The organism is Flavihumibacter cheonanensis, assembly GCF_022352215.1.
Lineage (GTDB): Bacteria > Bacteroidota > Bacteroidia > Chitinophagales > Chitinophagaceae > Flavihumibacter > Flavihumibacter cheonanensis.
In genome coordinates, this window is sequence record NZ_JAKRWF010000004.1 from 529817 (window position 1) to 556480 (window position 26664).

Here is a 26664-nt window from a genome sequence, read left to right on the forward strand (position 1 = left end):
GTGTTCTACTTCCTTAAGAAACAAGAAACTATGCAGAATGTTTAGTGCATGGCAGGGGCAGGCTGCCTCACATTCGCCCGGTCTGTTTCAATCAGTCCATCACGCAAACGAACGATCCGGTGGGCATGTTGTGCAATATCTTCTTCGTGCGTTACCAATACTACAGTATTTCCGCCTGCCTGTATTTTATCAAAGATCGCCATGATCTCCACAGAGGTTTTGGAATCCAGGTTACCGGTCGGTTCATCAGCCAGGATCAACGTAGGATTATTTACCAACGCTCGCGCGATGGCCACCCGCTGGCACTGACCACCACTGAGTTCATTGGGTTTGTGATGACTTCTGTCTGCCAATCCAACCCGACTCAGTACCTCCAAAGCCATTTCAATCCGTTGCTTTTTAGGAACACCGGCATATACAAGGGGCAAGGCTACATTTTCTGCAGCTGTTAACCTGGGCAGCAAGTTGAACTGCTGAAACACAAACCCGATCTCTTTATTACGAACAGTGGCCAGGTCATCGTCTTCCATTTTGGAAACATCCTGGTCATTCAAAATGTATTTGCCCATAGTAGGTGAATCAAGGCAACCTAATATGTTCATGAGGGTACTCTTGCCGGAACCTGAAGGACCCATCAGGGCTACATAATCGTTCCGGAAAATATCCAGTGTAATACCTTTCAATACCGGAATCGCCTGCTTACCCATATAATAACTCTTATGGATACCTTCTAGATGTATAATGGATTCACTCATATTATTTTTTAATCACTTTTGGAACATAAATGTACTGATCATCTGCGTCTGGTGCAATGGCCAAAGCGGTTGAACGGCCCAGTGAAGGGCTGAGCTGATCCGGCCTTAACACATCCATATTATCCGTCATGTGAAGCAGAGGCTCCACTCCGGTAGTATCCAGCTCCTGCAGCTTTTCCACAAAATGGATCATTTTTCCCAGGTCTTCCTTCAGTCGCGGCAGATCAGCCTCCTCGATGTGAAGCCGGCTCAATTGAGCCAGTTGCTTTATCATTTCATTTGTCAGTTCCATATGCTATGAACAAAAATAAGGTTCTTATCTTCGCCGCGCTATGGAAAATGGAAAAAAAGGGATTGTAATGAGTGGAATCCGGAGCACGGGATTCCTGCACCTGGGTAATTATTTTGGCGCCATCCGCAACTATGTGCGGATGCAGGAGGAATATACCTGTTATTTTATGGTGGCAGACCTGCACAGTTTGACAACACATCCTGATACAAAGGAATTAAAACCCAATGTCCATAGAGTGCTGGCAGAGAATATTGCATGCGGACTCGATCCCGAAAAAGTAGCTCTTTATTGTCAGAGCCATGTATATGAAACGGCGGAACTCTACCTGCTGCTCAATATGCTGGCCTACAAAGGAGAACTGGAAAAAACTACTACGTTTAAAGATAAGGTTCGCCAACATCCGGAAAATGTAAATGCCGGATTGCTTACCTATCCCGTATTGCAGGCTGCTGATATACTCCTGCATCGCGCCAGCCTGGTTCCGGTTGGAAAAGACCAGGAACAACACCTTGAAATGAGCCGGAATTTTGCCAATCGTTTCAATCATCGCTATAGGGAGGTGTTTCCTGAACCCTTTGCCTTCAACTTTGGTGAAGCACTGATTAAAGTGCCAAGCTTGGATGGCACCGGCAAAATGAGCAAGAGCGAAAATCAATATGCTACGATTTTTCTTTCAGACTCCGATGATCTTATCCGGAAGAAGATCATGAAGGCTAAAACGGATGCGGGTCCTAGTGCACCCAACATGCCTATGCCGGATTATATCGAAAATATTTTCCTGCTGATGAAGCTGGTGAGCGGCGCTGATACCATTCAGAAATTTGAAGAAGATTATAATAAGGCTGCTATCCGTTATGGTGATATGAAAAAACAACTGGCAGAGGATATGATCCGCTTTGTGGCGCCAATCCGCGAAAAGGCAGAAAGCATCCGGCAGGATCAGGCTTACCTGAAGCGCATTATGGAAATGGGTGCTGAAAAGGCAAGAATCAGCGCAGCTGCTACGATGGAAAAAGTGAGAGAAGCAATCGGACTGAAATACTATTAATTTCCTATATTGAACACCCTGGTAAAGATCCAGGAAACATTTTATGGCGAAAGGAAAAAAACCAAAACATATTGCTGTAGCAGGAAATATCGGTGCCGGTAAAACCACGCTGACAGAGCTCTTGAGTAAGCACTATAAATGGATTCCACAGTTTGAAGATGTGGATCACAATCCCTACCTGAACGATTTCTATGAAGACATGCCGCGATGGAGTTTCAATCTTCAAATCTATTTTCTAAATAGCAGGATCAATCAGATCCTTGAAATTCATAGGGGAACGGAAACTGTTGTGCAGGATCGTACCATTTATGAAGACGCACATATCTTCGCGCCCAACCTGCACGAAATGCAGTTGATGAGCAAGCGTGATTTTGAAAACTATTTCCAGTTTTTCCAAACCCTGAAATCCATGGTGCAGCCACCTGATCTGCTGATTTATCTGCAGGCTTCGGTCCCTACACTGGTTGGACAAATTCAAAAAAGAGGAAGAGAATACGAAGAAAATATTCGCCTGGATTACCTGAAGCGCCTTAATGATTTTTATAACAAATGGATTGAAGGATATAAGGAAGGTCCGCTGCTGGTGATTGATGTTGATAAAAACAAATTTGCAGAAAAGGAAGAAGATCTGGGTGAGATCATTACCAAGGTGGATGCCCAGTTGTACGGGTTGTTTTAAAGCCCTGATATCACGCTTTCATTCTGGGTTAAAACACCTTGCCAACGAAGTTTCCCTACTTGTACCTTAGTGAAGAGGAAGATGTAACTGTCCATCCTGTTAAACTAGTGGGGTATGAGAAAAGAGGAAAAGAGGAACCTGCATAATACAGTTCTTGCATACATGCAAACATGGGTTCAGCAACGTTTACTCAGGAAAAGAAAAGTACAGGGATTATTGTTCCGGGTAATCCGCAAAGGCAGCAGTTTCTTTTAATTCCTTTTCTATGCGCTGTGACCAACTCTCTTGTCCGGCTACATTCCTTGAAAAATTGGTTTCCCTATCATATAAATTCTGATAGTCAGCCTGTTCCTGTGTGATGCGCTGATAAATTGCCTGCACATCTCTGTCCACCGTTTCCGACTTGAATTTATAAGCCTTCAATTCCTTGTACAGTTTCCTGGTAAAAAGTTGGCTGATATCAAAATGTCCCTGTTCATGTGCCAGTATATGAGAGGTTTTCACCTTGGTCCAGGATTTATGCGGATAAAACACACAGGTCAAATTGAACTGAAGTGATTCATCATTATACCGGTAATTTATAAGGATTGATGTGCTGGTCAGCGCCGCATTGGGAGCTGTTTGTACAGGCGATGCCTTAAAATCAGACCAGCTCAGTGTTCTCCGGTTTCTCCAGTTAATAGCATCTGCATCTTTAGCTTCACTTTCCTTTGCCGGCAGTAACATAAAAAAATGCATCAGAATTGCCCAAACCATTTTCCTCAGTGTTTTTCCAAAATAACGCAATTTGATTCCTGTTAGCTTACACCAAAGCGTTAAATCTTTTCTCCACCCGTCCGGTGGCACCGGACGGGTGAAAAAAAACCGCCCTGGGACCAGGGCGGACTGCAAGCAACGTTGAGACCGAAAATCGTTAGAAGCGCAGTTTGGGTCCGGCTGCCAAAATGGAGGCCGGTGTACCTGCTTCGTATTTTTTAAAGTTGTTGATAAATCGTTTCGCCAGTTCCTCTGCCTTTTCATCATAGGCAGCAGGATCAGCCCAGGTCTTGCGGGGATCCAGTAGTTCGGAAGGTACTCCGGCACAACGAACCGGCATCTTCATTCCAAATACTGGATGCACCACTGTTTCCACTGCATCCAGACTTCCATTTAAAGCAGCTGAAATCATCGCCCGAGTATACCCCAGCTTGATGCGGTTGCCAGTTCCGTACGGACCACCTGTCCAGCCTGTATTCACCATCCACACATTCACTTCCCCGGCCCGCAACTTTTCTCCCAGCATCTCTGCGTACAAAGCCGGGTGCAGCGGAATAAAGGGGGCTCCAAAGCAGGCACTGAAAGTTGCTTTAGGTTCTGTTACGCCTGCTTCTGTTCCGGCTACCTTGGCAGTATATCCAGAAATAAACTGGTACATAGCCTGCTCCGGGCTCAGTTTCGATATCGGAGGCAATACACCATAGGCATCACAGGTCAAAAAGAAAATGTTTTTTGGAGCCGGACCAATAGATGGTTCCAATGCATTGCTGATATAATCCAGCGGATAGGAAACGCGGGTGTTTTCAGTGATCGATCCATCATCAAAATTGATGGTGCAGGTACCAGGATAAAAACGGGTATTTTCTACCAGTGCACCCGGACGGATAGCACTGAATATCTGGGGTTCTTTCTCTTCACTAAGGTTGATGCATTTGGCATAACAGCCTCCCTCAAAATTGAAGATAGTGGTATCACTCCAGCCATGTTCATCATCACCTATCAGGCGGCGGGCAGGATCTGCACTCAGGGTAGTTTTCCCGGTTCCGCTCAATCCAAAGAACAAGGCAGTATCACCCTGCTCGCCCATATTTGCAGAGCAATGCATGCTCAGCACATGATGGTCTTTGGGCAGGATAAAATTCAGCACCGTGAAAATGCCTTTTTTGGTTTCACCGGTATAACCGGTTCCGGCAATCAAAACGGTCTTGTACTTAAAGGAGATAATCGCAGCATTGTGCTGGCGGGTTCCGGAAACAACCGGATCCAGCCTGAGCCCCGGAGCTGATAAAATCGTCCACTCGGGTTCAAAATTCTCCAACTCTTCCTCAGTCGGACGAATGAACATATTATAAGCAAACAAATTGATTGCCGGATGTTCATTCACCACCCGGATCGCCATGCGATACCGAGGGTCCGCACAGGCAAATGCATCTCTAACCCAGATCTCCGGACACTCACTCAAATATTCCGTGATCTGTTTTTTAACTGCAAAAAAGTATTCCTCACGTATGGGCAGGTTAAATTCATTCCAGTGAACGGATCCTTCACTGATCTCATCCTGCACAATGAATTTATCTTTTGGACTTCGACCTGTAAACTCACCGGTTTCAATCACCAGCGCCCCGGTATCGTTTAACATTCCCTGGTTTAAACGCAGGGTATCTTCAACTAATTCTTCGGGCTCGGATTGATAATGCACCTGGTCGCTGAGTTTTAATCCCATTGAAATCAGCTGATCACCAGGGAAAAAGATGGTAGGTACTGACATAGTATGCAAGCGTTTCTGCGGACAAATCTAAGAGTTGACCCTTAGTTCGCATAACAATGTGTCAGGTGTACGCATATGGTTTTGTTTAACTAAAAGCCTGTTCTATTAAAAAATATCAAAAACAAAAACGATTAAATTTTGATTTATTCAAACTAACGACTGTTAGTATTAGAGATTACCTATATTTTACAAATTCTGAAGCACGCCCCATCTTTAACAGAAAAGCAGAATTTTAGACCCATAAATAAAATCAGGCTTATTTTTAGAGCCCTGAAAATTAAGTACATGAAACACCTACCATTAGATTCCAACATCTTCATACAGAACCGCAAACGATTTGTCAAAGCCATGGACCCCATGTCCATTGCCATCTTCAATAGCAATGATGAGCTGCCAACAAATGGAGATGCCCTTTATCCCTTCAAGCAAAACTCTGACCTATACTGGCTGACCGGTATCCAGCAGGAAGATACCATGCTGCTGCTGGCGCCTTTTCACCCAGACCCTGCTATGCGCGAGGTATTGGTACTGGTGCGTCCCAATGAACTGAAAGAAAAATGGGATGGTCACCGCCTGCGCAAACAGGAAGCTACTGCCATCTCTGGAATTAAAAACATTATCTGGCTGGATAGCCTGGATGCAGTGCTGCAACCCATGATACATCTGGCTGATACCATTTACCTGAATACCAATGAAAATGATCGTAAGGCCAACCTGGTGCCGGTTCGCGATTATCGGTATGCAGAAGAGATGAAGCGTCGTTATCCCTTACATAACTACAAACGTTCGGCGCGCATCATGAAAGAACTCAGGGCGATTAAAACTCCCCAGGAAATTACTGTTATTCAACAGGCAATCGATATCACTGAAAAAACCTTTCGCCGCCTGCTCGGATTCGTGAAACCCGGTGTGATGGAATATGAAATCGAAGCTGAGATCTACCATGAATTCCTGCGCAACCGATCTGTTGGTCCCGCTTATGGAAGCATCATTGCCAGTGGTGATCGTGCCCGCACCTTGCACTATGTTGAAAACAGCCGCGAGTGCCTCGATGGTGAACTCCTGCTGATGGATTTTGGTGCTGAATACGGAGGTTATAATGCAGATCTTACCCGCACCATTCCAGTAAATGGTAAATTCACCAAACGTCAGAAAGAAGTGTACAATGCCTGTCTGCATTTGCACAATTATGCCAAATCCATTCTCAAGCCTGGTATCACTGTTTTGCAATACACTGATAAAGTAGGGGAAGAAGCCACCAAACAATTCCTCAAACTCGGCCTGCTCAACAAAGAAGCGATCAAAAACGAAGACCCGGAAAACCGCGCGTATAGAAAATACCTGTATCATGGTATTTCTCATCACCTGGGACTGGATGTGCACGATCTCGGAACCCGCACAGAACCTATTAAAGCAGGTATGGTATTCACCATTGAACCAGGCATTTATATTGAAGAAGAAAAAATGGGAATTCGCATTGAAAACAATTTCTGGATCACCCGCACCGGGAATAAAGACCTCATGGCTAATATTCCCATCAGTGCTGATGAAATAGAACGTTTGATGAAATCCAAATAAACTAACGCCCACCGCTAACCGATAACATGAAACAAATTCCCAACCTCTTTACCCTGCTCAACCTGGTGCTGGGTTTCCTTGCCATTATCACGATCCTGCAAAATGGTATCATCATCGCCAATGGACCGGCTGGTGAATACCTGCTCGATATGCCCGAGAAAATCTACCTGGCATCCCTGTTTATTGCATTGGCCGCTGTTGTAGATTTTTTCGACGGATTTGTTGCACGCCTGCTGAAAGCCAGTTCTGAAATGGGCAAACAACTCGACTCGCTTGCTGATGTAGTAAGCTTTGGTGTTGCACCCGGATTGATTCTCTATCAATTCCTACGGCTCAGCCTGGCAAAAGAGGTAAACGGATTGGATGCTTCTATTTGGTGGACCTTACCTGCTGTGCTGGTGCCCTGCGCTGCAGCCTATCGCCTGGCAAGATTCAACATTGATACCACACAATCATACGGTTTCAAAGGTGTTCCGGTTCCCGCAGTTGGATTATTGATTGCTTCTTTTCCGCTTTTGTATTGGTCTGCTAACACAGCCTGGGCAGCCAATCTCTTATTAAATAAATGGGTGCTCTATGCCATCATCTTACTGGTGAGTTACCTAATGGTTAGCACGCTGCCTATCATGGCATTTAAATTCAAAAGTTTTGGATTCAAAGAGAACATGCCCAAATACCTGGTGATTATCGTTGCCATTCTTGCAGCCTTCTTATTGAAATGGGCTGCCATGCCGGTCGTGTTCCTCGTTTATATTATTGTATCTTTGGCCTTTAAAAACAAAACAGAATGACTTTCGCAGTTCAGGTTAAAGTAATGCCTTTGAAAGAGTTGCTGGATCCCCAGGGTAAAGCCGTTATGGGCGGATTGGGAAATCTGGGCCTCAACGCTATCCAGGATGTTCGCATTGGAAAAAATATCAGTCTCCAGGTGGAAGCCAATTCTGCAGATGAAGCCCGCGCCATCGCTGAGCAGGCAGCTAAAAAATTATTGGCCAACCCCGTTATGGAGCAATTTGAGATAAGCGTGCAGTAATGCTTTATCTGGTTCCTTCGCCAATCGGCAATTTGCAGGATATCACCCTTCGCGCACTGGATGTGCTGAAACAGGTGGATGTTATCCTCGCAGAAGATACCCGAAACAGCGCCCGCCTGCTGAATCATTTTCAGATTCAAAAACCGCTGACTCCCTATCACCAGCACAATGAACACAAAGTGTTGCAACACCTCGTGGATCAACTGGTGGCAGGAAAAAATATGGCTGTACTCACGGATGCAGGTACTCCCGGTATCTCGGATCCGGCCTTCCTGCTGGTGCGTGAATGCATCCGAAACAATGTGAAGGTCGAAACCCTCCCGGGCGCCACTGCCTTTGTGCCTGCCCTGGTAAACAGTGGGCTGCCGATCAATCGCTTCTGCTTTGAAGGTTTTCTTCCCCTTAAAAAAGGAAGACAAACCCTGCTCAAAAAACTGGCTACCGAAGAGCGCACCATGGTTTTTTATGAATCCCCCATGCGCCTGGTGAAAACCCTGGAAGAACTGCAAACTTATTTTGGGCCTGATCGTCAGGCTGCTGTATCCAGGGAGTTGACCAAACTTTTCGAAGAAACCAAACGCGGCACCCTGGCAGAACTGGCACAATATTTCGGTACCAAACCGGTAAAAGGGGAGATTGTACTGGTAGTTGAAGGTACAACTGCCTGATTTTTAGGATTTCCTTATCATGTGGTTAAGGATATTTGTATATTATCAATGAACGTCAATATGAGATCTGTACTGTTTGGATTACTTGTTCTGACCGGAATTGCGATCACTCAGCCCTTAAATGCCCAGATCCGTAAAATTCCTGCCGTAGTTACGGATGCGTTTAAATACAAATACCGGAACGCGGAAAGTGTGGAATGGAAAGATAAACTCTCCCATTTTGTTGTTTACTTCCAATTAGGTGGCGATAAATACGAAGCCTACTTTAAAAACGATGGCACCTGGACCGGCTCCCAAAAAGAAATCACCCAGGAGGATCTGCCGGAGGAAGTAATGGAGGGACTTGACAAGAGCAAATACGCCGACTGGGAAATTGTTGGCTACTTTGAGCTCATCCAGCCCAGCGATAAAACCGAGTACCGCCTGCTGGTGAGTAAATCAGATTTGAATAAACGCGACCTGACCTTCTCCAAAGAAGGACGACTGGTACGCGATAAACTCACTCTCTAAGATTTCCAAAGCTCCCGCTTAAGTCTTGGCATTTTTTCTGAAATTTACCGTTTCAGCTTATCAACACGCGCATATGAAAAAACATTTGTCCTGGTTACTTATCTGTTTAGTGGTAGTCAACTCCTCTCTAACGGCCCAGCCTAGTCGCTGGCAGCAGGAGGTCGACTACAAAATGACGATCGATATGGATGTCAAGACCAATCGCTTCACTGGCAAGCAGGTTTTGACCTACACCAACAATTCCCCCGACACCCTAAAAAAGATTTACTACCATCTTTACTGGAATGCTTTTCAGCCAAACAGTATGATGGATGTGAGAAGCCAGGAACTGGGTAAAAACAAAATTGGCAATCGCGCCGACTGGGATCCCCGGGTACGCGATCGAATTGCCAACCTGAAGCCGGATGAAATAGGATACCAGCGGGTGAAATCTCTCAAAATGAATGGTGTGGATCAGCCCTTCAAAGAGCAGGAAACCATCCTGGAAGTGACACTCACCAAACCTATTCTGCCCAAAACCAAAGTGGTGTTGAATATGGACTTCGAAGCCCAGGTTCCCCTGCAGGTTCGTCGAGCTGGCAGAGACAACCCCAACACCGGTGTTCGGTATTCCATGGCACAATGGTATCCCAAACTGGCGGAATACGATTATGAAGGCTGGCATCCGAATCCCTATATCGCCCGCGAATTCTATGGCGTTTGGGGTGATTTTGATGTGAAGATCAGCATCGATCGTAACTATATGATTGGTGGTACCGGTTACCTGCAAAATGCACAGGCAATCGGATTTGGATACGAGGCTCCGGGTACCAAACCTGTGGTGCCAAATACACCCAAGCTCACCTGGCATTTCACTGCTCCCAATGTGCACGATTTTATGTGGGCAGCAGATCCAGAATTCAAACATGTAGTTCGCCAGGTTCCAAATGGTCCAACGATTCACGTATTATATAATGACAAACCGAATGATGCAGCAAATGATGCGGCCTGGACCAAAGTGGCGGATGCTGCTGTAGCGGTATTGCCATTCATTGAAAGCAAATTCGGTAAGTATCCTTATAAGCAATATTCGTTTATCCATGGTGGTGATGGTGGTATGGAATATCCCATGTCTACGCTCCTGGCCGGCCCCAGTCTTGGTACTGCTTTCCACGAATGGATGCATAGCTGGTACCAGATGATTCTCGGCACCAATGAAAGCAAATATGCCTGGATGGATGAGGGTTTCACTTCCTTTGGGGAAAGCCTGGTTACGGAATATTATCAAACGCTGGATAAAGAGAAAGCCGCTATTACATCAGCAGGAGTGAGCACTGGTCCCAAGCGTTCTATCGTGGATCCCGCCATGAAAGAGAATCCGCATGCAGGTTCTTATCAAAGCTATTTTGCGCTCGTTAGAAGCGGTCTCGAAGAACCCATGACTACCCATTCAGATCATTTCGAAACCAATTTTGCATATAGTATTGCCTCTTATTCCAAAGGAGAAGTATTCTTGGAGCAACTGGGTTATATTGTTGGCGCACAAGTGCGCGATCAGATCCTATTGGATTATTACAACCAGTGGAAATTCAAACATCCCAATGTGCATGATTTCATCCGGGTGGCAGAAAAGAGATCCGGTATTGAACTCGACTGGTACCAGGAATACTGGGTGAATACTACCAAAACCATCGACTATGGTATCGACAGTTTGTTTGAGCAGTCAGGTTCTACGAATATCCGACTGAAGAGAACCGGTAAAATGCCTATGCCAATTGATGTGGTGATTACATTCCGCGATGGCACCAAAGAATTACATTATGTACCCATGTACCTGATGTTTGGCAGCAAACCGGTGGAAGATCCTTCCATCACCCGCAAAGTATACGATGCCTGGAAATGGACACATCCTACTTTCCAGATCAGCACCAACAGAAAACTGCAGGATATAAAATCCGTTGAAATCGATCCATCCGGACGTATGGCGGATGTAAATCCGAGAGATAATAAACTGGAATTGAATTGGTAATTACACCAAAAAAGAAAAGTCCCTATATTAAAGCCGTTGCACTGCGACGGCTTTAATTATTGTGGACAGCATAAGGTGTTTCGAGTGGTTGAGGAGGTAAGGTAAGGCTAATGATTAACGTTATTTGAGGCATCCCTTCTCGAGCAACAAAAATAGACTAACCTAATTCCTGTCCTATACCACAAAGTGGGTATTTTGACTACCTTCCGAAGAACTTATTGACTGCTTCCACCCGGTTGTTAACATGCAGTTTTTCGTAAATATGATACACGTGTTTACGCACAGTCTCCTGACTGATAAAGAGTTGTGCGGAAATTTCTTTATACAGCAGGCCTTTTGCCAGCAATTCGAGGATTTCTTTCTCTCTGTTTGATAGTACGCCGAGTTTGGCATCATTTCCTCCAACCAGGCTCTCCTGCACCGGTCCCCGGTTTTGAAAAGCAGTTACCACTTTCCGGGCAATCTGGCTACTCATAGGTGCACCGCCTTCACTGAGTTCGCGGATGGATTCCAGTAATTTGATAGGAGAGGTCTTCTTCAGAATATACCCATTGGCACCTGCACTAAGGGCTTCGAAGATTTTTTCATCTTCCTCATACACTGTGCACATCATAAAGAGTACGTCAGGATTGGAAGGCTTGAGCCGTCGAACACACTCAATGCCACTGATTCCTCCCAGGTTGATATCCATCAATACCACATTGGGTTTCAGGATGGGAATTTTTTCCATTGCGGATTCCCCGCTTGCAAAACTGCCTAACAATTCATACTCGTCAGATAGCCGCACAATCTCTTCCAATGCATGCCGGATGTCATTGGTATCATCCACAATACAAACAGTAATTGCCATCGTACAAAGGTCTAGGAAATTTCGCGGGTATTCAATACTACTTTGTGGTAGTACAATTTATTTGTGAACGTACAAAAGGTATTTTTCCCGGTAGTAGTCAAGCGGAAACAGTTCATAGATTTCCATCACCCGGGGCCGCAAACGTGATTCAGATATCTCCTGTCCCAGGTCTCCGCCCTTCAAACAGATCAGCCCGCTTGCCGGGAAATTTCCCTCAGACGGACGTTTATTCAGCACCGGCCTGGCCCATTGCCATAAGTCTTTTAAAGGGGCTACTGCCCTGGAAACAACATAATCAAATTTGCGATCCTTGATGTCTTCTACGCGTGTATGGCGGGTGGTTACATTCATAAGGCCTATTGCTGCAGCCACTTCTTTCACCACGGTGAGTTTTTTATTGATGCTATCCGCCAGCAGAAATTCCACTTCCGGAAAATAGATCGCGAGAGGAATGCCTGGAAAACCACCACCAGTGCCAATATCCAATATTTTGGCACCTGCAGGAAATTCAAATGCCGCAGCAATTGCCAGGGAATGCAGCACATGATTCTCATACAGATGATCAATATCCTTTCTTGAAATCACATTGATCTTGCTGTTCCAATCGCGATACAGTTCATCCAGCGCAGCCAGTTGTTCCAGTTGGCGTGGGGTGAAATCCGCAAAGAATTCAGTTATCAGGTCCAGTTTTGACGAGGCTTTTTCCATATTGCTGGTGCAAAGATGCAATAATACAGGAACATCCAGATATCCAGTAACCACCACCAGCCAAAGAGATCTTTCTCTCCCAGCTTCTGCATGGTTTTATATTGAATGATTGCCTGCGAAATAAAACGCAAACCAAAAATGCCCAGCACAATTCTCCAGTCGGCCAATAACATCGCTACTATAAACAGAGGATAATAAAGGAACAAACTCAGCGAATAAGTCCCCAGCAAAAACTTGATCTTGCCTTTATAATACTTCCCGGTTGAATAATGTCTTTCTTTTTGCCGGAACCAGTCGCCAAAGGATTTCTTAGCCTCCGACAACGTAAAAGCTTCCGGGTCCAGCACTACGGTAGTATTGCCTTTATGTGCTACTTTATTAATGAACAGGTCGTCATCGCCGCCAGGCAAATGATTAATGGAAGAGAAGCCTTTGTTGTTAATAAACAATTCCCGCTTATAAGAAAGATTTCTGCCCACACCCATATAGGGTACCCCAGCCAGCGCATATGATAAATACTGTAGTGCGGTATGATAGGTTTCAAAACGGATCAGTTTATTCAAGAGGCCAGGCTTTTTGGTATAGGCTCCATATCCCAACACCACTTCAATGCCCGGTTTATAGGCATTCTGCATTTTATACAACCAGTGCTCGGAAGCAGGTACACAATCTGCATCTGTAAGCAACAGGATCTCATGATCTGCTTCTTTGATCCCAATAGAGAGTGGATATTTTTTTCCTGGTATGCCCTTGGCTTCATGTTCCAGGTTCACGATCTGCAATCCTTTAAAGGTTTTCTTGAATTCTTCCAGCAAATAGCGTGTATCATCCTGGCTGTTATGATTTACCACAATCAGTTCATGGCTCGAAGGGTATTGCTGAAACAACACGCCGGGCAGGTTGCGGGCCAGGTTGCCGGCTTCATCGCGCGCGCAGATGATCACCGATACCGGATGGGTTTGGGAATGGTCTTTTTCTTTGGGTTTGAAAAAGGCAAGGCGACTGAAAATACCCCAGTAATAAAGGAGTTGAATAAAACTTACCAGGCTGAACAGCACAAGGCTGATCAAACCCCAATCAAGATTGAGTTGCTGAAAATCCATAAACGTCCACGGTTGGTCTGGGTGATGATGCCGGCGGCGAAATTAAGATTAATTACCTTTGCTCCCCTTATGGCAGCACTATCATTTGAGCTCTGTGGAAAAGATGCGGCTTCAAAAGCCCGCGCAGGCACCCTTACAACCGACCATGGCAGGATCGAAACGCCCATATTCATGCCTGTTGGTACCGTGGGCAGCGTGAAGGCGGTGAGTCAGCAGCAGTTAAAAGAAGATGTCAATGCCCAGATCATCCTGGGTAATACCTATCACCTGTACCTGCGGCCTGGGTTGGAAGTGCTGGAAGCAGCAGGAGGATTGCACAAATTTATGGGTTGGGATCGCCCCATCCTTACAGATAGTGGTGGTTACCAGGTGTTTTCACTTGCTGGTAACCGTAAGCTGACTGAAGAAGGCGCCCTCTTTCAGAGCCATATTGATGGTAGCCGGCACCTGTTTACGCCAGAGTCGGTGATGGATATCCAGCGCGTAATCGGGGCCGATATTATTATGGCATTTGATGAATGTCCCCCTTACCCCAGCGACTATGCCTATGCGAAAAAATCCATGGATCTGACGCACCGCTGGCTGGACCGATGTTTTAAACGCCTTTCGGAAACTCCTGATAAATATGGTCACACGCAGAACCTGTTCCCGATTGTGCAGGGTAGCACGTATAAAGACCTGCGCCAGGCTTCCTGTGAATATGTGGCATCCAAAGGGGCTGTAGGCAATGCGATTGGTGGTTTGTCGGTAGGGGAGCCGGAAGAAATGATGTACGAACATGCGGCCCATTGTTGTGAATTTTTACCTGCTGATAAGCCCCGCTACCTGATGGGCGTGGGTACTCCCTGGAATATCCTGGAGAATATTTCCCTGGGCATCGATATGTTTGATTGCGTGATGCCCACCCGCAATGGCCGCAATGCCATGTTGTTCACCAGCAAGGGCGTGATCAATATCGATAATAAAAAATGGGAGAAAGATTTCAGTCCCCTCGATGATGGCATCGGTTCTCCTTTCAGTGAGTATTATACCAAAGCCTATATGCGCCACCTGGTGAAGGCGAAGGAAATCCTGGCACTGACCATCGCCAGTGTGCACAATCTTACGTTTTATCTCTGGCTGGTGAAGCAGGCAAGGGCACATATCCTGGCCGGTGATTTCAACAGCTGGAAGAAGGAGATGATCCCGGTACTCAAAACCAGGTTGTGAAAGCCTTAACCAATTTTCAACTAGATTTGAGCGCTTTTATCGGCATGGCATGAAGATCCTCGACTGGTATATATTTAAAAAATTCATGGTGACTTTCCTGTTCGCCATCCTCACCATTACAGTTATTGCAGTGGTGATTGATACCAGTGAAAAGACCGATGATTTTGTGAAATCCGGGTTGCCTTTCATGGGCATTGTAACCCAGTATTATTTTGGATTTGTACCCTTTATTATCTCGATGATCTTTCCCCTGATTGTATTCATCGCGGTGATCTTCTTTACTTCCAAAATGGCCGCACGTTCTGAGACCGTGGCGATCCTGGCAACCGGAATTCCCTACAGCAGATTCCTTCGGCCTTATTTGATGGGCGCCTTTTTATTGGCTGGTATCATGCTCTGGGCCAATGCAATGGTGATCCCAAGAGCGAATGAAATCTACAGCCGGTTCAAGCTGACCTATATCGATAAGAACAGTACCTATTCTGCGGGCATTGGCGGGAGCCGCGATTTCTATTTCCGTTCTGATTCTGTGACGTTCGTGGGCATGAAATATTATGACACCCTGAATAAATCTGCCAGTAATTTTTTCCTGGAAAGAATCAAAGGCAATGAGGTCATTTATAATATCAGGTCGGATTATGTTCGTTGGGATACAGCCACCAAAAAATGGCGGGCGGAAAATGTGTTTGAACGCAAGATCGATGGCCTCAAAGAAACCGTTCAGAAACATCCGTATATGGAAGTGGATCTGAATATGCGGCCGGATGAATTAAGGCGGGATGAATACCTCAAAGACAAACTCAATTCCTTTGAATTGTATGAGTTCATACGGCGCGAGCAAATAAGAGGTACGGAAGGATTGAATACTTACCGGGTGGAGTTCTGGCGGCGACTCGCAACTCCTGTTTCCGTAATCATCCTTACCCTGATGGGAGTATTTGTTGCGGCCCGTAAAACCAGGGGAGGATCTGGTCTTCAACTGGCTTTTGGAATTGTTTCTGCTGCCACTTTTGTGATCATGGATAAATTCTCGACAGTGTTTTCTACAAAGGGGAATTTTCATCCCATCCTGGCTGCCTGGCTCCCCAACCTGATCTTTATGTTGGTGGCCTTCTATCTTTATAAGAAAGCTCCTAAGTAATTGTTATTTACCGCTTTTTAATGGGATTCTAACGCAACACTGTTGAATATTTGTTTGTTGTACCATCGACAATAGCTAATTTTATTGGTTAAAATCTTCTTCATGGGAAGCTATAAAGAAAAACTGAAAGAAAAGGGAGACACGGCAGCAGCTGAGGTCAAATCCTTGCTGAAAGAACACGGAAATAAAGTAATCGGAGAAGTAAGCTTATCACAGGTTTACCAGGGTATGCGGGGTATAACCGGACTCGTAACTGAGACCTCTTTACTCGATTCACAGGAAGGTATTCGTTTCAGAGGATATTCCATTCCTGAGTTGCAGGCCAAACTGCCCAAAGCAAAAGGTGGTAGTGAGCCCCTGCCGGAAGGACTGTTCTACCTGATGCTCTTTAATGAATTGCCATCTGATGAGGATGTAAATGAGATGACCGCCAAATGGCAGCGCCGGTCGCATGTTCCTACCCATGTATTTAATACGATTGATGCACTTCCGCTTAGCACTCACCCCATGACCATGTTTGTGGTGGGCGTGATGGCCCTTCAAACAGAAAGTAACTTCGCCAAGGAATATGCGAAGGGCATGAACAAAAAAGATTACTGGGAACATACGTTTGACGATGCGATGGATCTGGTTGCCAGGTTGCCCCGCATTGCTGCGTATGTGTATCGCCGTAAGTATAAGAACAATGATCATATTCAGCCGAATGGCCTGCTCGACTGGTCGGGTAATTTCGCCCATATGCTGGGTTATGAAGATGAGGGCTTTAAAGAATTGATGCGCCTTTACATGACCATCCATGCCGATCATGAAGGCGGTAACGTATCTGCTCATACCACGCACCTGGTAGGATCTGCCCTGAGTGATCCTTACCTGAGTTTTGCAGCAGGTATGAATGGATTGGCAGGACCCTTACACGGACTGGCAAACCAGGAAGTGATCAAGTGGATCTTTGAGATGCAGGAGTCCCTGGGCACAGACAACCCAACAAAAGAGCAGATTGCACAATATGTACAGGATACCCTTTCCTCCGGCAAAGTAGTTCCTGGTTATGGTCATGCTGTGTTGCGTAAAACAGATCCGCGTTTTGAAGCCCAGATGGAATTTGGTAAAAAACACATGCCGGATGATCCCCTGTGCCAGACAGTTTGGAATATTTACGAAACAGTACCTCCCATTCTGCAATCCCTGGGTAAGGTGAAAAACCCCTGGCCCAATGTGGATGCACATTCCGGAGCCCTGCTGGTGCACTATGGACTGAAAGAATATGAATTCTACACCGTGATGTTTGGCGTAAGCCGGGCATTGGGAGTGATGGCCAGCCTGATCTGGGATCGCCTGTTAAGTTTCCCGCTGGAGCGTCCGAAGTCGATTACCACGGAACTGGTGAAGAGATGGCTGAAGGGAGAGGACCAGGTTTGGGGGGATTAGACAATTAAGAATTAAGAATTAGGAATTATGAATTGGGGATCTGTACACTAATTCATAATTCCTAATTCTCAATTCCTAACTATTTGTAAAATCCGGAGTAATCCGGATTTTTTGTTTGGTAGATTGATGTTGTAACATTAATTTTGTAATCTAATTAATTCTTATTCGTAAACAACTAAACAAATTAATAGCATGGCAACCTGGAAAATTGACGCGAGTCACTCTGAGATCACCTTTAAGGTGAAACACCTGGTAATTTCCACTGTATCTGGAAAGTTTAATGAATTTGATGCTACTGTAGAAGCTGAAAAAGATGATTTCAGCGATGCGCAGGTAAGCTTTTCAGCTAAGATTGACAGTATTTCAACAGGTAATGAACAGCGTGATGGACACCTGAAATCCGCCGATTTTTTTGATGCTGCAGGTCATCCCGAACTGACTTTCAAATCTACCTCGCTGAAACATATTTCAGGTTCAGATTATGAACTGACTGGTGATCTGACTATCCGCGGAACGACCAAACCGGTAACCCTGAAAGCTGAGTTTGGTGGTATTCAGAATGACTTTTATGGCAATACCGTAGCCGGATTTGAACTGACTGGCAAAATCAACCGCCAGGAATTCGGTCTCACCTGGAGTGCTGTAACCGAAGCAGGTGGAGTAGTAGTGTCTGATGATGTGAAACTGGCTGTAAACGTTGAGCTGATCAAGCAGAAATAAGGTTAAGGCTCCATTCATAGTTTACCGATCCGGATATGTTTCCGGGTCGGTTTTTTATTTGCTCTTGGCCTACCAGATTTTTTTGCTGAATGTGAGCGGGCACTCTATATTTGCAATCCCGCAAAGGGAAGTTCTTATCACGAGGGGAATTAGCTCAGCTGGCTAGAGCGCTTGCATGGCATGCAAGAGGTCACCGGTTCGACTCCGGTATTCTCCACCAAAAAAAGCCCTGTTTATCAGGGCTTTTTTATTTCCCTTAACTCCCGTCATCCCTTCTTCCCGTTTCATTCCTTCTAATCAGCTTCCTCAATAAAAATTATCCCTGGTCGTTTAAAGGGAAACGTTAGGGAATCCATTCATTTTATAGTTTATGCAATTAATAAAGCCAAGTCAGATTTCAGGTGAAATAATGACTTTAATTGAAGAAGCAGATGAAAAAATCATCATCGTAAGTCCGTATATCAAAATCAGTAAATGGCATAAACTTTTACAGCGGTTTGAAACAATTAAAAAAAGAAATATTGAAGTCGAAATCTTTGTTCGGGAAGGCGAAAAGGAAAGCATCGCGGAAGTAGTCCAAATTGGATTTGAGCCAATACTAATTCCTAATCTACATTCGAAACTTTATCTAAATGAAAAACAAGGTATTGTGTCTTCAATGAATCTCCATTACAGCTCAGATGCAAAGTCACTTGACATTGCATATAAAACGGAAAATCAAAAAGAATACGACGATCTAATTGCTTATTATTCGAGATATATAAAAAAAAGGATTGGTCAAAGCTTTCATACTGAATCCACCCAGTTTGATTGGAGAAATCATATGAATGATGCTTTAACTAAAGCTTTTGGTAAGAAGACTTATATTAATGAATATGAAGGGAATTTTGTGATAAATACCTCTAACAAGTATGAAGTATTTATCGCAAATGGTAGGACCAATGATCTCAAAGTAGCAGGAATATTAAGTAGCAGGGAGTTTGATTTTACGGTTAGAAATATAGGATTATTTCAAAGCTCAAAAATGGAGATTGAAATTGTAAAAGGCAAACAAGGTTGCTATGATATGGTTTGGGGTACAATGAGTGGGATCAAAAGTTGGAATGTTAACGATCTCCATCCTGGTGAAGCGCTGGAAATTGTTGATGCGATTGTGAAATTTATTTCCGGTATTGAGCAATTAAAGCAGATGGCATGTTAATACCTTTTCTAATATTGAATTGCCTATGCCAAAATTTCTGAAGTTTACTCTGATCCTGCTTCCGGCGTTAATCGCCTCATTGAGTTTGATGAGCGAGGATTTTGTAAAATTTTTATTATCCGGACACAGTGCCACAGAAAATGTGATCCTCATCAGGCATCACTATCTTTTAGTATTTGGATTAGCACTACTTCCTATACTTTGTGCTGCCTATATGAGAAGCATTAAATCAGGCTGGTTATACTTCTTTCTCTCATGGACGATTTTTATCTTTTCGCTACAAACCTATGCGCTTGATAAAAATGCGAAAAATGCAATCCTGATTTCTGGAATCGGAATACTTCCAGTGCAAAAATGTGTGTTAACTGAATCCAATAATTGTGCTTCCGGAATTTCATTTTTCCTTGGTGATAAGGTAGTACATGCTATTCATTCTTTGAATCGTTCAGGTTCTATAATTTACGAGGATCTTAATCATGTGGTTGTTGAGCGGTTGTCGGAATCAGATAGTATCTGCTATTATTATTCTACTCAAACAAACAAGTTGTTAAGCGTAGAAGAGAATATTGGTGGACGGCAGGAACGTTTTTGTATGGATCACGAATACCAGGATCCTAAATTGAAAAATAGAGCGGGAGATTATATTTATAAATCTTATTTCCATATGTATCCAGGATTTAAAATGATTTATCAGGATGAAGTTGAAAATGTAATCAAAACAGGAGATTCCCGCTTTGAACTGTTTTTGGATAGTATGATGCAAACAGACTTGGGAGTAAAATTGACAGCCTTTGAAAAACAAAATGTGTTTTACTATATAAGTCAATACTAGATCTTTTATACCCCCGCCAGTGGATATACCTCCTATTTTGCTTTATTTTAATTCGATTTTATCAAACGATTCGGTATAGGTGTAGAAAGCTATAATTTACAGGAGCCCTCTGCTGCATTGCTAAGGGTAACTCCTCCCGGGTGTTGCTGGTCCACTAACCGGGACATATTGATTGATTACTTTTTACCAAATACCACGAACATGCATAAGCGCCTCTTGCTGTTTTTAATTGGATTAGTCCTTACAACCACTATCTCTGCACAACTGGCTTTAAAAACAAAGAACTTCTCTATGGAGATTAGTCCCAAAGGAGAAATTCTTAAAATGGTTGATGCCGGTAGTGGTATGAACTATGTTCCCAATGGTCGACCGGGACAACTACTCCGTATTAAAAGCGCCAACAAGGAAATCAACCCGCAGCTTGTTAAGGTTCGTGGTAAACTGCTAACACTTAGCTATGGTAACGGCATTGAACTGCAGGTTACTGCCAAAGAGACTGCCGATTATATAAAATTTGAATTGACCAAAGTTGTCGGAAAGGAAAAGATAGAAGCTATTTTCTGGGGACCTTTTAATACTACTATCAAGGATACCATCGGCGAAGTGGTAGGGGTTGTTCGTAATAAGAACTTTGCGATTGGTATGAGGTCTCTGAATGCCAAAACAATCGGTGGAAAATTGAGTAATGAAGAAGGTGTTACTTCTCCCTCTGCCTCCATTGCAGGTAGTGCGGCTAGTGCTGAGGAATTTGGTTCTGCCATGCAGGCTTTTGCAATTAATCAATCCCTGGATAGAGTTATCAAAGTTTGGCATCATCATAATAACTGTCCGGTGCCTGGCCTTAAGGAGTACAAACTGGAAGGTAGTGCTATTGCAATTTTCGGTACTTCACCAGCAAACGCGCTTACCACCATGGGTCGCATCAACAAAACAGAAGGTCTTCCCTTTCCGGTGATTGACGGAGCATGGACCAGGGCCACCAGAATTACAGGACGACCCTATCTTATTACTGATTTTACAGAAGAGACGTTTGATGACTTACTCTCACTGACAGAACGCCTTGGTTTTTATTCCATTTACCAGGAGCATCCTTTTGATACCTGGGGCCATTTCGATCTGAATAAACAGCAATTTCCCAACGGCCGTATGGGAATGAAAAAACTAGTGGAGAAAGCCACAAGCAAAAATATCCGGGTCGGTGTACATACCCTCACCAATTTTATCACCACCAATGATCCATTTGTTACGACTGCTCTCAATAGCGGACTGATGGCAGCCGGCACTTCCAATTTATCTGCCGATATTGATGAAACCGCCACCAGCATTGTAGTTGACGGATATGAATATTTTGCACAGGGATCTACATTGAACAGTATTCTAATTGGCAATGAGATCATCCGGTACCAGGAAGTTTCAAAAGAAAAGCCCTATACCCTGATCAACTGCGTACGTGGAGCATTTAACACGAAACCGGCTGTTCATAAAAAAGGGGAGCAGGTTAAAAAGTTAATGGACTTTCCCTACAAAACCATGTTCCCCAATTGGGAAATGCAACAGCAGTTGATTAAGAATATGGCAGGCTTTTTCAATGAGACCGGAGTGTCTCATATGGATTTCGATGGGCATGAAGGAGCCTGTTATACCGGAAGGGGTGATTATGCAGAGAATTACTTTGCTGATGAGTTTCTGAAAAGCGTGAAACACATAGTGGTGAATGGCTCCAGTATTATCAATCATTTCTATTGGAATCACAACAGCTATATCAACTGGGGTGAACCCTGGTATGCCAGCTTCAGAGAAAGTCAATCGGAACATCGGTTCAGGTTGCAGCCTTTCTTTGAGCGTAACTATATGCCCAACATGCTGGGCTGGTTTTTGGTGAATGCTGATACACAGGTGGAGGATGTAGAATGGATGATGTCCGTGGCAGCAGGATACAATGCAGGGTACGCGTTGGTACTTCGTCACAATGCATATAAAAAGAATCCAAATCTCGATAAGATCATCGAAACAATTGTATTGTGGGAGGAAGCCAAGAACCTGGGCATCTTTAATACTGAGCAACGAATGGCCTTGAAAAATCCAGGGAATGATTTTCAACTCCGAAAACTGGCCAATAAAGAATGGTCGCTGGCGCATTATGATAAGGTGAAATTTAATCATCCAAAAAAAGTATTGCAGCCAGGAGAACCTACGCATACCCGTTTCGACTTCAACAACAGTGGCGAATCTCAGAAAATACAATTGCAGTTGCTGGTTGCAGGTGAAGAAGATGCGGAAGTCGCCAATATTGAATTGGAGATAGACAACTTCTTAAGAATTTCGGTTCCCGTTACTATGAAAAAGGGACAGACACTCGTGTGGGATAGCTCCAAAGAAATGAAATTATACTCGGACAAAGGAAGTCTGATTCGCAAAATCAATATTGAAAAAGAGTTGCCGGAGATGTCTCAGGGCAAACATTCCATCCTGATCGATGCCGGTTCTATGACAGGTGGTGAACCTGTCATCAAAGGCACTGTTAAATTGAAGGGAAAGGTGGAGAAGATTCAATTGTAGTTCCATATGATATTAGCTTACCGTCGCCGTTTCTTTCAACTCACTTGCGTATTGACTGCGCTGTTCGCAGTTAGTATTTCCTCCACTGCGCAAATCACTGAGCGCCCTCGTCCTGAAAGCTGGAAACAACTCGTAAAAGGTGCTGCCTTCAAGGATCGTTTTCTTCCTATGCCCAAGGGAAAATTAAGCAGTGCTTCCTGGGGAGGCGCAAATGTACTGCCACGTTACATCGACAATGGTATTGAAGACCGCGAGCGTTCTTATTGGGGCGGTAATATTGTGAAAGGCGCTGATGGTTCATATCATCTCTTTGTTTGCGGATGGCCGGAAAGCTCTCCCAAAGGCCATGGACAATGGCCGCGTTCTATTGTCTATCATACGGTCAGCAATAACCGCTTTGGTCCGTTTAGTATAAAAGATACCATTGGTGCGGGACATAATCCGGAAATTTTTCAATTGACAGATGGCCGCTATGTTTTGTACTGCATCGATAAAAATTATGTAGCCAATTCATTGGATGGCCCCTGGCTGGAAGGAAAATTTGAATTTGATCCAAGGGATCGCCCCATAATTGAAGGATTGTCCAACTTAACTTTTGCCAAACGTCCCGATGGCTCTTACCTGATGATTTGCCGGGGTGGGGGAGTCTGGATCAGCCAGACAGGTTTATCGACTTATCGGCAGGTATCCAACAAGAGAACCTACCCGAATGTGGCGGGTGAATTTGAGGATCCGGTGGTGTGGAGGGATTCAGTTCAATACCATATGATCGTGAATGATTGGTTGGGCAGAATTGCTTTTTACCTGCGTTCAAAAGATGGAGTGAATTGGGTAACGGATCCGGGAGAAGCTTATGTGCCGGGGATCGCTTTTCATGAAGATGGCAGGTTGGAAGACTGGTTTAAGTTTGAACGCATCAAGATATTGCAGGATGCGCAGGGCAGGGCGATACAGGCAAATTTTGCGGTGATTGATACTCTGAAGAAGGAAGATAAGGCCAGCGACCGGCACAGTTCAAAAAACATCTCTGTGCCGCTGAATCCGGGAGTATTAATTAGCCTGATGAATACCAGTTTGCCGGCAGCCGGAGAAACCATTCAAATCAAGGTCAGCGCTGAGAAAGGATTTAATCCGCATAAGGATATAGATCTTGGTTCATTACGATTTGGCAGTAATGAACAGGTGAATTTTGGAAAAGGAGCTAAGGTAGTAGCAAGTAAAAAACAGGGCCGCGATTTAATACTCACTTTTAGTGCAGAGGGGCATGGATTAACCAAAGAAGAGTTTGCACCTAAGCTGATCGGCAGGTACAAAAACGGAAAACTCCTGTTTGGCTACACCCGTGCTCCTTGGGTGGAATATGAACCGGGTATCTTGTCTGCATTGCGACCTGTATTTAGTCCGGGTACAGGTACAACAGCCATAACTGTAGTAGTAGAAAATTTTGGCCTGGCAACCTCTCAACCAGCCACCTTGAAACTTCAGGTACAAAGCACGGAAGGGTTAAATGAAATAGCGACAGGAACTATATCACCTATCCAGTCGTACGGAAAGTTGACCGTACAACTCAGTACTGCGTTTCCTTTTGAAAAGGGCCGGGAATATGAGTTTGTACTATCACTATCGGATGCTGATCCGTCAGCCCCTCCGTTTAAATTTAAAGCAATCCCCTTGCCTTAAAGTTTGGTGTTGAATGAGTCAATTTGGCTATAACTGGAAAAAAAGTTGACTTATAGCCAAATTGAACATTCATTTTGGCTATAAGTGCACAAAAAACTAACTTGCAGCCAAATTGAGGGATATGCAGCAGATCATTGGGAGGAAAGGGGAATTAGCTATCCTATCTGACCTGAAAGCGGGTAAAGCCTCCACCTTTGTAGCTGTGTATGGGAGAAGGCGGGTAGGTAAAACCTTCCTGATTCGTAAGGCGTTTGACAATCAGTTTGCCTTCCATCTGACAGGAATGGCGAATGTAAACATGGCACAGCAGCTGGCTAATTTTGCTGCTGCCTTAAGAAGATATGATACTTCGGCGGAACTCCAACCGCAGCCAGAAACCTGGCAGGAAGCCTTTGAACAATTAATCAATTGGCTGGAAAAATCAACGGATCAAAAAAAAGTGGTTTTTCTGGATGAACTTCCCTGGCTGGATACTGCACAATCCGGATTTATACCGGCACTGGAACATTTCTGGAATGCCTGGGCAAGTGCTAGAACCGATATTATCCTGGTGGTATGTGGTTCGGCGGCGGCCTGGATGATCAATACGCTAATCAATAGCAGAGGTGGCCTACATAATCGGGTCACTCATCGCATACGGCTCCAGCCTTTCACCTTACAGGAGTGCGAGGAATATTTCAAAGCCAGGTCGGCAGGTTTTGATCGTTATCAACTTGTTCTGCTTTATATGGTGATGGGTGGAATACCGTTTTATTTGGATCAGGTGAATACTGGTCTTAGTGCAGATCAGAATATTGACAGATTGTGTTTTACCAAGGATGGGTTGTTACGAGGTGAGTTTGATAACCTGTATCATTCTCTCTTTCAAAAAGCGGACCGGCATATTTCTATAATTGAAGCATTGAGTAAAAAAGCAAGGGGACTTACCCGTGATGAACTGCTGGAAGTTTCCGGAATGCCCAATGGCGGCGGTACTACCCGAATCCTGAAGGAGCTGGAAGAAAGCCATTTTATCCGCAAATATGTTTCCTATGGTAATAAAGAAAAGCTGAGTCTTTATCAATTATCAGATCCGTATTCACTCTTTTACCTGCGATGGATAAAAAGTTCTTCCACGCTGGATGAGAACAATTGGATGAACCACCTTGATAGTCCGCAGAAAAGAGCCTGGACCGGTTATGCTTTTGAACAGGTTTGCCTGGAGCATATAGGACAAATAAAAAAGGCATTGGGTATAACTGGTATTCAAACCACCACCTCTTCCTGGGTTAGCCGCGACAAAGAGCAGGGTGCGCAGGTTGACCTGGTAATTGATCGCAGGGATCGGGTGATCAATCTTTGTGAAATGAAGTTCTCTATTCATCCGTTTACCATAACAAAAGCATATGCAGCAGAACTGGCAGAGAAAATTCGGGTATTTAAAGAACAAACAAAAACTACCAAAGCAATTTATCTGACGATGATAACCACCTTTGGATTGGCATCCAATGCGTATGCATCCTCCATGGTGAAAAACAGTTTTGAGCTGGATATATTTTTTGATTAGAAAAAATAGTTCGTTCTGTTTCAATTTCTGGGGTAGTATATTTTATGTAAATTAGATGGTATAATTGATGCTGTATGACAATTGTAGCAATGCGTAAAAAATTATTATCCTATTTAGAAGTAGCTGAGGAGCAAAAAGTGAAAGCGATTTATGCCTTGGTTCGGGATGATATTGAGCGGGAGGAAGGTCGAATTGATATTGAGCAATACAATAAAGAACTAGCTGAAGCAGAAGCTGAATTCATAAAAGGCGACTATATCAGTAATGCCGAAATGAAAAAGAAAATAAAACAATGGCGGGGAGCAAAATAGTTTGGACACGCCGTGCTCAGCAAGAAATGGCAGCTCTCTACAGATACATTAGCAAAGATTCGCCCCAGAATGCTAATGTGGTTATTGATGAAATAATCGCCGCCATGGACAAAACACTAAAACACCCTGAATGCTATAACCCCGATAAGTATAAAAAAGAAAATAATGGTACTTACAGGGCTTTTGAAATTCATCGATATAGGATTGTATATCGATTTCATAAAAATGTCATTCGTGTACTCCGAGTTCGGCATACAAGTATGGAACCGAAGAAGTATTGA

Annotated in this window: 26 protein-coding genes and 1 tRNA gene; 20 read left to right on the plus strand and 7 right to left on the minus strand. The window is 44.2% G+C overall.

The genetic code is table 11. The features are described 5' to 3' along the window. Positions 1 to 41: 41 nt before the first annotated feature. Complete coding sequence (locus MD536_RS18725) at positions 42 to 755, minus strand: ABC transporter ATP-binding protein (RefSeq protein WP_262916049.1); 714 nt, start codon at positions 753 to 755, stop codon at positions 42 to 44. A gap of 1 nt (position 756) precedes the next feature. After that, the gene (gene gatC, locus MD536_RS18730; RefSeq protein WP_239602918.1) at positions 757 to 1047 is read right to left on the minus strand and encodes an Asp-tRNA(Asn)/Glu-tRNA(Gln) amidotransferase subunit GatC; all 291 of its coding nucleotides are present in this window, start codon (positions 1045 to 1047) and stop codon (positions 757 to 759) included. Positions 1048 to 1087: 40 nt separating this feature from the next. Here gatC and trpS point away from each other — a divergent pair, with 40 nt between their 5' ends. Then, positions 1088 to 2095: a tryptophan--tRNA ligase gene (gene trpS, locus MD536_RS18735; protein ID WP_239602920.1), complete on the plus strand. Its 1008-nt coding sequence runs from the start codon at positions 1088 to 1090 to the stop codon at positions 2093 to 2095. Between the two features lie 43 nt (positions 2096 to 2138). Beyond that, positions 2139 to 2774 (plus strand): deoxynucleoside kinase, encoded by a 636-nt coding sequence (locus MD536_RS18740; RefSeq protein WP_234864991.1) that lies wholly within the window; start codon positions 2139 to 2141, stop codon positions 2772 to 2774. A 213-nt stretch (positions 2775 to 2987) separates the two neighbouring features. Here the strand turns inward: MD536_RS18740 and MD536_RS18745 are convergent, their stop codons facing one another. Together MD536_RS18745 and pckA are read right to left on the minus strand one after the other, a co-directional pair. Next, complete coding sequence (locus MD536_RS18745; protein WP_239602922.1) at positions 2988 to 3530, minus strand: DUF922 domain-containing protein; 543 nt, start codon at positions 3528 to 3530, stop codon at positions 2988 to 2990. Positions 3531 to 3687: 157 nt separating this feature from the next. Further along, positions 3688 to 5298, minus strand: coding sequence for a phosphoenolpyruvate carboxykinase (ATP) (pckA, locus tag MD536_RS18750; protein WP_239602924.1), 1611 nt, complete (start codon positions 5296 to 5298; stop codon positions 3688 to 3690). Between the two features lie 285 nt (positions 5299 to 5583). Here pckA and MD536_RS18755 point away from each other — a divergent pair, with 285 nt between their 5' ends. From MD536_RS18755 to MD536_RS18780, 6 genes are all read left to right on the plus strand, one after another. After that, positions 5584 to 6876, plus strand: coding sequence for an aminopeptidase P N-terminal domain-containing protein (locus tag MD536_RS18755; protein WP_239602927.1), 1293 nt, complete (start codon positions 5584 to 5586; stop codon positions 6874 to 6876). Positions 6877 to 6902: 26 nt separating this feature from the next. Beyond that, positions 6903 to 7667, plus strand: a complete 765-nt coding sequence (locus MD536_RS18760) for a CDP-alcohol phosphatidyltransferase family protein (RefSeq protein WP_239602928.1) — start codon at positions 6903 to 6905, stop codon at positions 7665 to 7667. Continuing rightward, positions 7664 to 7909, plus strand: a complete 246-nt coding sequence (gene purS, locus MD536_RS18765; RefSeq protein ID WP_234865005.1) for a phosphoribosylformylglycinamidine synthase subunit PurS — start codon at positions 7664 to 7666, stop codon at positions 7907 to 7909. The genes MD536_RS18760 and purS overlap by 4 nt, the downstream gene beginning before the upstream one ends. Further along, a complete protein-coding gene (rsmI, locus tag MD536_RS18770) occupies positions 7909 to 8577 on the plus strand; it encodes a 16S rRNA (cytidine(1402)-2'-O)-methyltransferase (protein ID WP_239602930.1) in 669 nt (222 codons plus the stop codon). Before purS ends, rsmI begins: the two co-directional genes overlap by 1 nt. Before the next feature lie 60 nt (positions 8578 to 8637). Beyond that, positions 8638 to 9087 (plus strand): PepSY-like domain-containing protein, encoded by a 450-nt coding sequence (locus MD536_RS18775; RefSeq protein ID WP_239602931.1) that lies wholly within the window; start codon positions 8638 to 8640, stop codon positions 9085 to 9087. 73 nt (positions 9088 to 9160) lie between these two features. Beyond that, entirely contained in the window at positions 9161 to 11095 is a 1935-nt protein-coding gene (locus tag MD536_RS18780; protein WP_239602933.1) for a M1 family metallopeptidase, read from the plus strand. 199 nt (positions 11096 to 11294) lie between these two features. On the opposite strand, the gene MD536_RS18785 is transcribed toward MD536_RS18780, so the two are convergent. From MD536_RS18785 to MD536_RS18795, 3 genes are read right to left on the minus strand one after another with little or no spacing between them, the layout of a single operon-like run. Then, the gene (locus tag MD536_RS18785; RefSeq protein ID WP_239602935.1) at positions 11295 to 11945 is read right to left on the minus strand and encodes a response regulator; all 651 of its coding nucleotides are present in this window, start codon (positions 11943 to 11945) and stop codon (positions 11295 to 11297) included. Positions 11946 to 12002: 57 nt separating this feature from the next. Continuing rightward, entirely contained in the window at positions 12003 to 12653 is a 651-nt protein-coding gene (rsmG, locus tag MD536_RS18790; RefSeq protein WP_239602937.1) for a 16S rRNA (guanine(527)-N(7))-methyltransferase RsmG, read from the minus strand. Beyond that, positions 12623 to 13756, minus strand: coding sequence for a glycosyltransferase (locus tag MD536_RS18795; protein ID WP_239602939.1), 1134 nt, complete (start codon positions 13754 to 13756; stop codon positions 12623 to 12625). The genes rsmG and MD536_RS18795 overlap by 31 nt, the downstream gene beginning before the upstream one ends. 69 nt (positions 13757 to 13825) lie before the next feature. Between MD536_RS18795 and tgt the strand changes: the two genes are divergently transcribed. From tgt to MD536_RS22205, 12 genes are all read left to right on the plus strand, one after another. Further along, positions 13826 to 14965 carry a tRNA guanosine(34) transglycosylase Tgt gene (tgt, locus tag MD536_RS18800; protein WP_239602941.1) on the plus strand — a complete coding sequence of 380 codons (1140 nt, stop codon included), beginning with the start codon at positions 13826 to 13828 and terminating at the stop codon, positions 14963 to 14965. Between the two features lie 49 nt (positions 14966 to 15014). Further along, positions 15015 to 16106 (plus strand): LptF/LptG family permease, encoded by a 1092-nt coding sequence (locus MD536_RS18805; RefSeq protein WP_239602942.1) that lies wholly within the window; start codon positions 15015 to 15017, stop codon positions 16104 to 16106. A 102-nt stretch (positions 16107 to 16208) separates the two neighbouring features. Further along, positions 16209 to 17534, plus strand: coding sequence for a citrate (Si)-synthase, eukaryotic (locus MD536_RS18810; RefSeq protein WP_239602944.1), 1326 nt, complete (start codon positions 16209 to 16211; stop codon positions 17532 to 17534). Between the two features lie 192 nt (positions 17535 to 17726). Next, positions 17727 to 18254 carry a YceI family protein gene (locus tag MD536_RS18815; RefSeq protein ID WP_239602946.1) on the plus strand — a complete coding sequence of 176 codons (528 nt, stop codon included), beginning with the start codon at positions 17727 to 17729 and terminating at the stop codon, positions 18252 to 18254. Positions 18255 to 18397: 143 nt separating this feature from the next. Beyond that, positions 18398 to 18474, plus strand: a tRNA-Ala gene (locus MD536_RS18820). A gap of 150 nt (positions 18475 to 18624) precedes the next feature. After that, positions 18625 to 19455, plus strand: coding sequence for a phospholipase D-like domain-containing protein (locus tag MD536_RS18825; RefSeq protein ID WP_239602948.1), 831 nt, complete (start codon positions 18625 to 18627; stop codon positions 19453 to 19455). A 25-nt stretch (positions 19456 to 19480) separates the two neighbouring features. Beyond that, a complete protein-coding gene (locus MD536_RS18830) occupies positions 19481 to 20287 on the plus strand; it encodes a hypothetical protein (protein WP_239602950.1) in 807 nt (268 codons plus the stop codon). A 201-nt stretch (positions 20288 to 20488) separates the two neighbouring features. Continuing rightward, positions 20489 to 22846, plus strand: coding sequence for a hypothetical protein (locus MD536_RS18835; RefSeq protein ID WP_239602951.1), 2358 nt, complete (start codon positions 20489 to 20491; stop codon positions 22844 to 22846). Between the two features lie 6 nt (positions 22847 to 22852). Then, on the plus strand, positions 22853 to 24526 hold the full coding sequence (locus tag MD536_RS18840) for a glycoside hydrolase family protein (protein ID WP_239602953.1): 1674 nt from the start codon (positions 22853 to 22855) through the stop codon (positions 24524 to 24526). A 121-nt stretch (positions 24527 to 24647) separates the two neighbouring features. Beyond that, on the plus strand, positions 24648 to 26072 hold the full coding sequence (locus MD536_RS18845; protein ID WP_239602955.1) for an AAA family ATPase: 1425 nt from the start codon (positions 24648 to 24650) through the stop codon (positions 26070 to 26072). A 74-nt stretch (positions 26073 to 26146) separates the two neighbouring features. Next, entirely contained in the window at positions 26147 to 26383 is a 237-nt protein-coding gene (locus MD536_RS18850) for a hypothetical protein (protein WP_239602957.1), read from the plus strand. A gap of 26 nt (positions 26384 to 26409) precedes the next feature. Next, positions 26410 to 26664, plus strand: coding sequence for a type II toxin-antitoxin system RelE/ParE family toxin (locus MD536_RS22205; protein WP_369075814.1), 255 nt, complete (start codon positions 26410 to 26412; stop codon positions 26662 to 26664).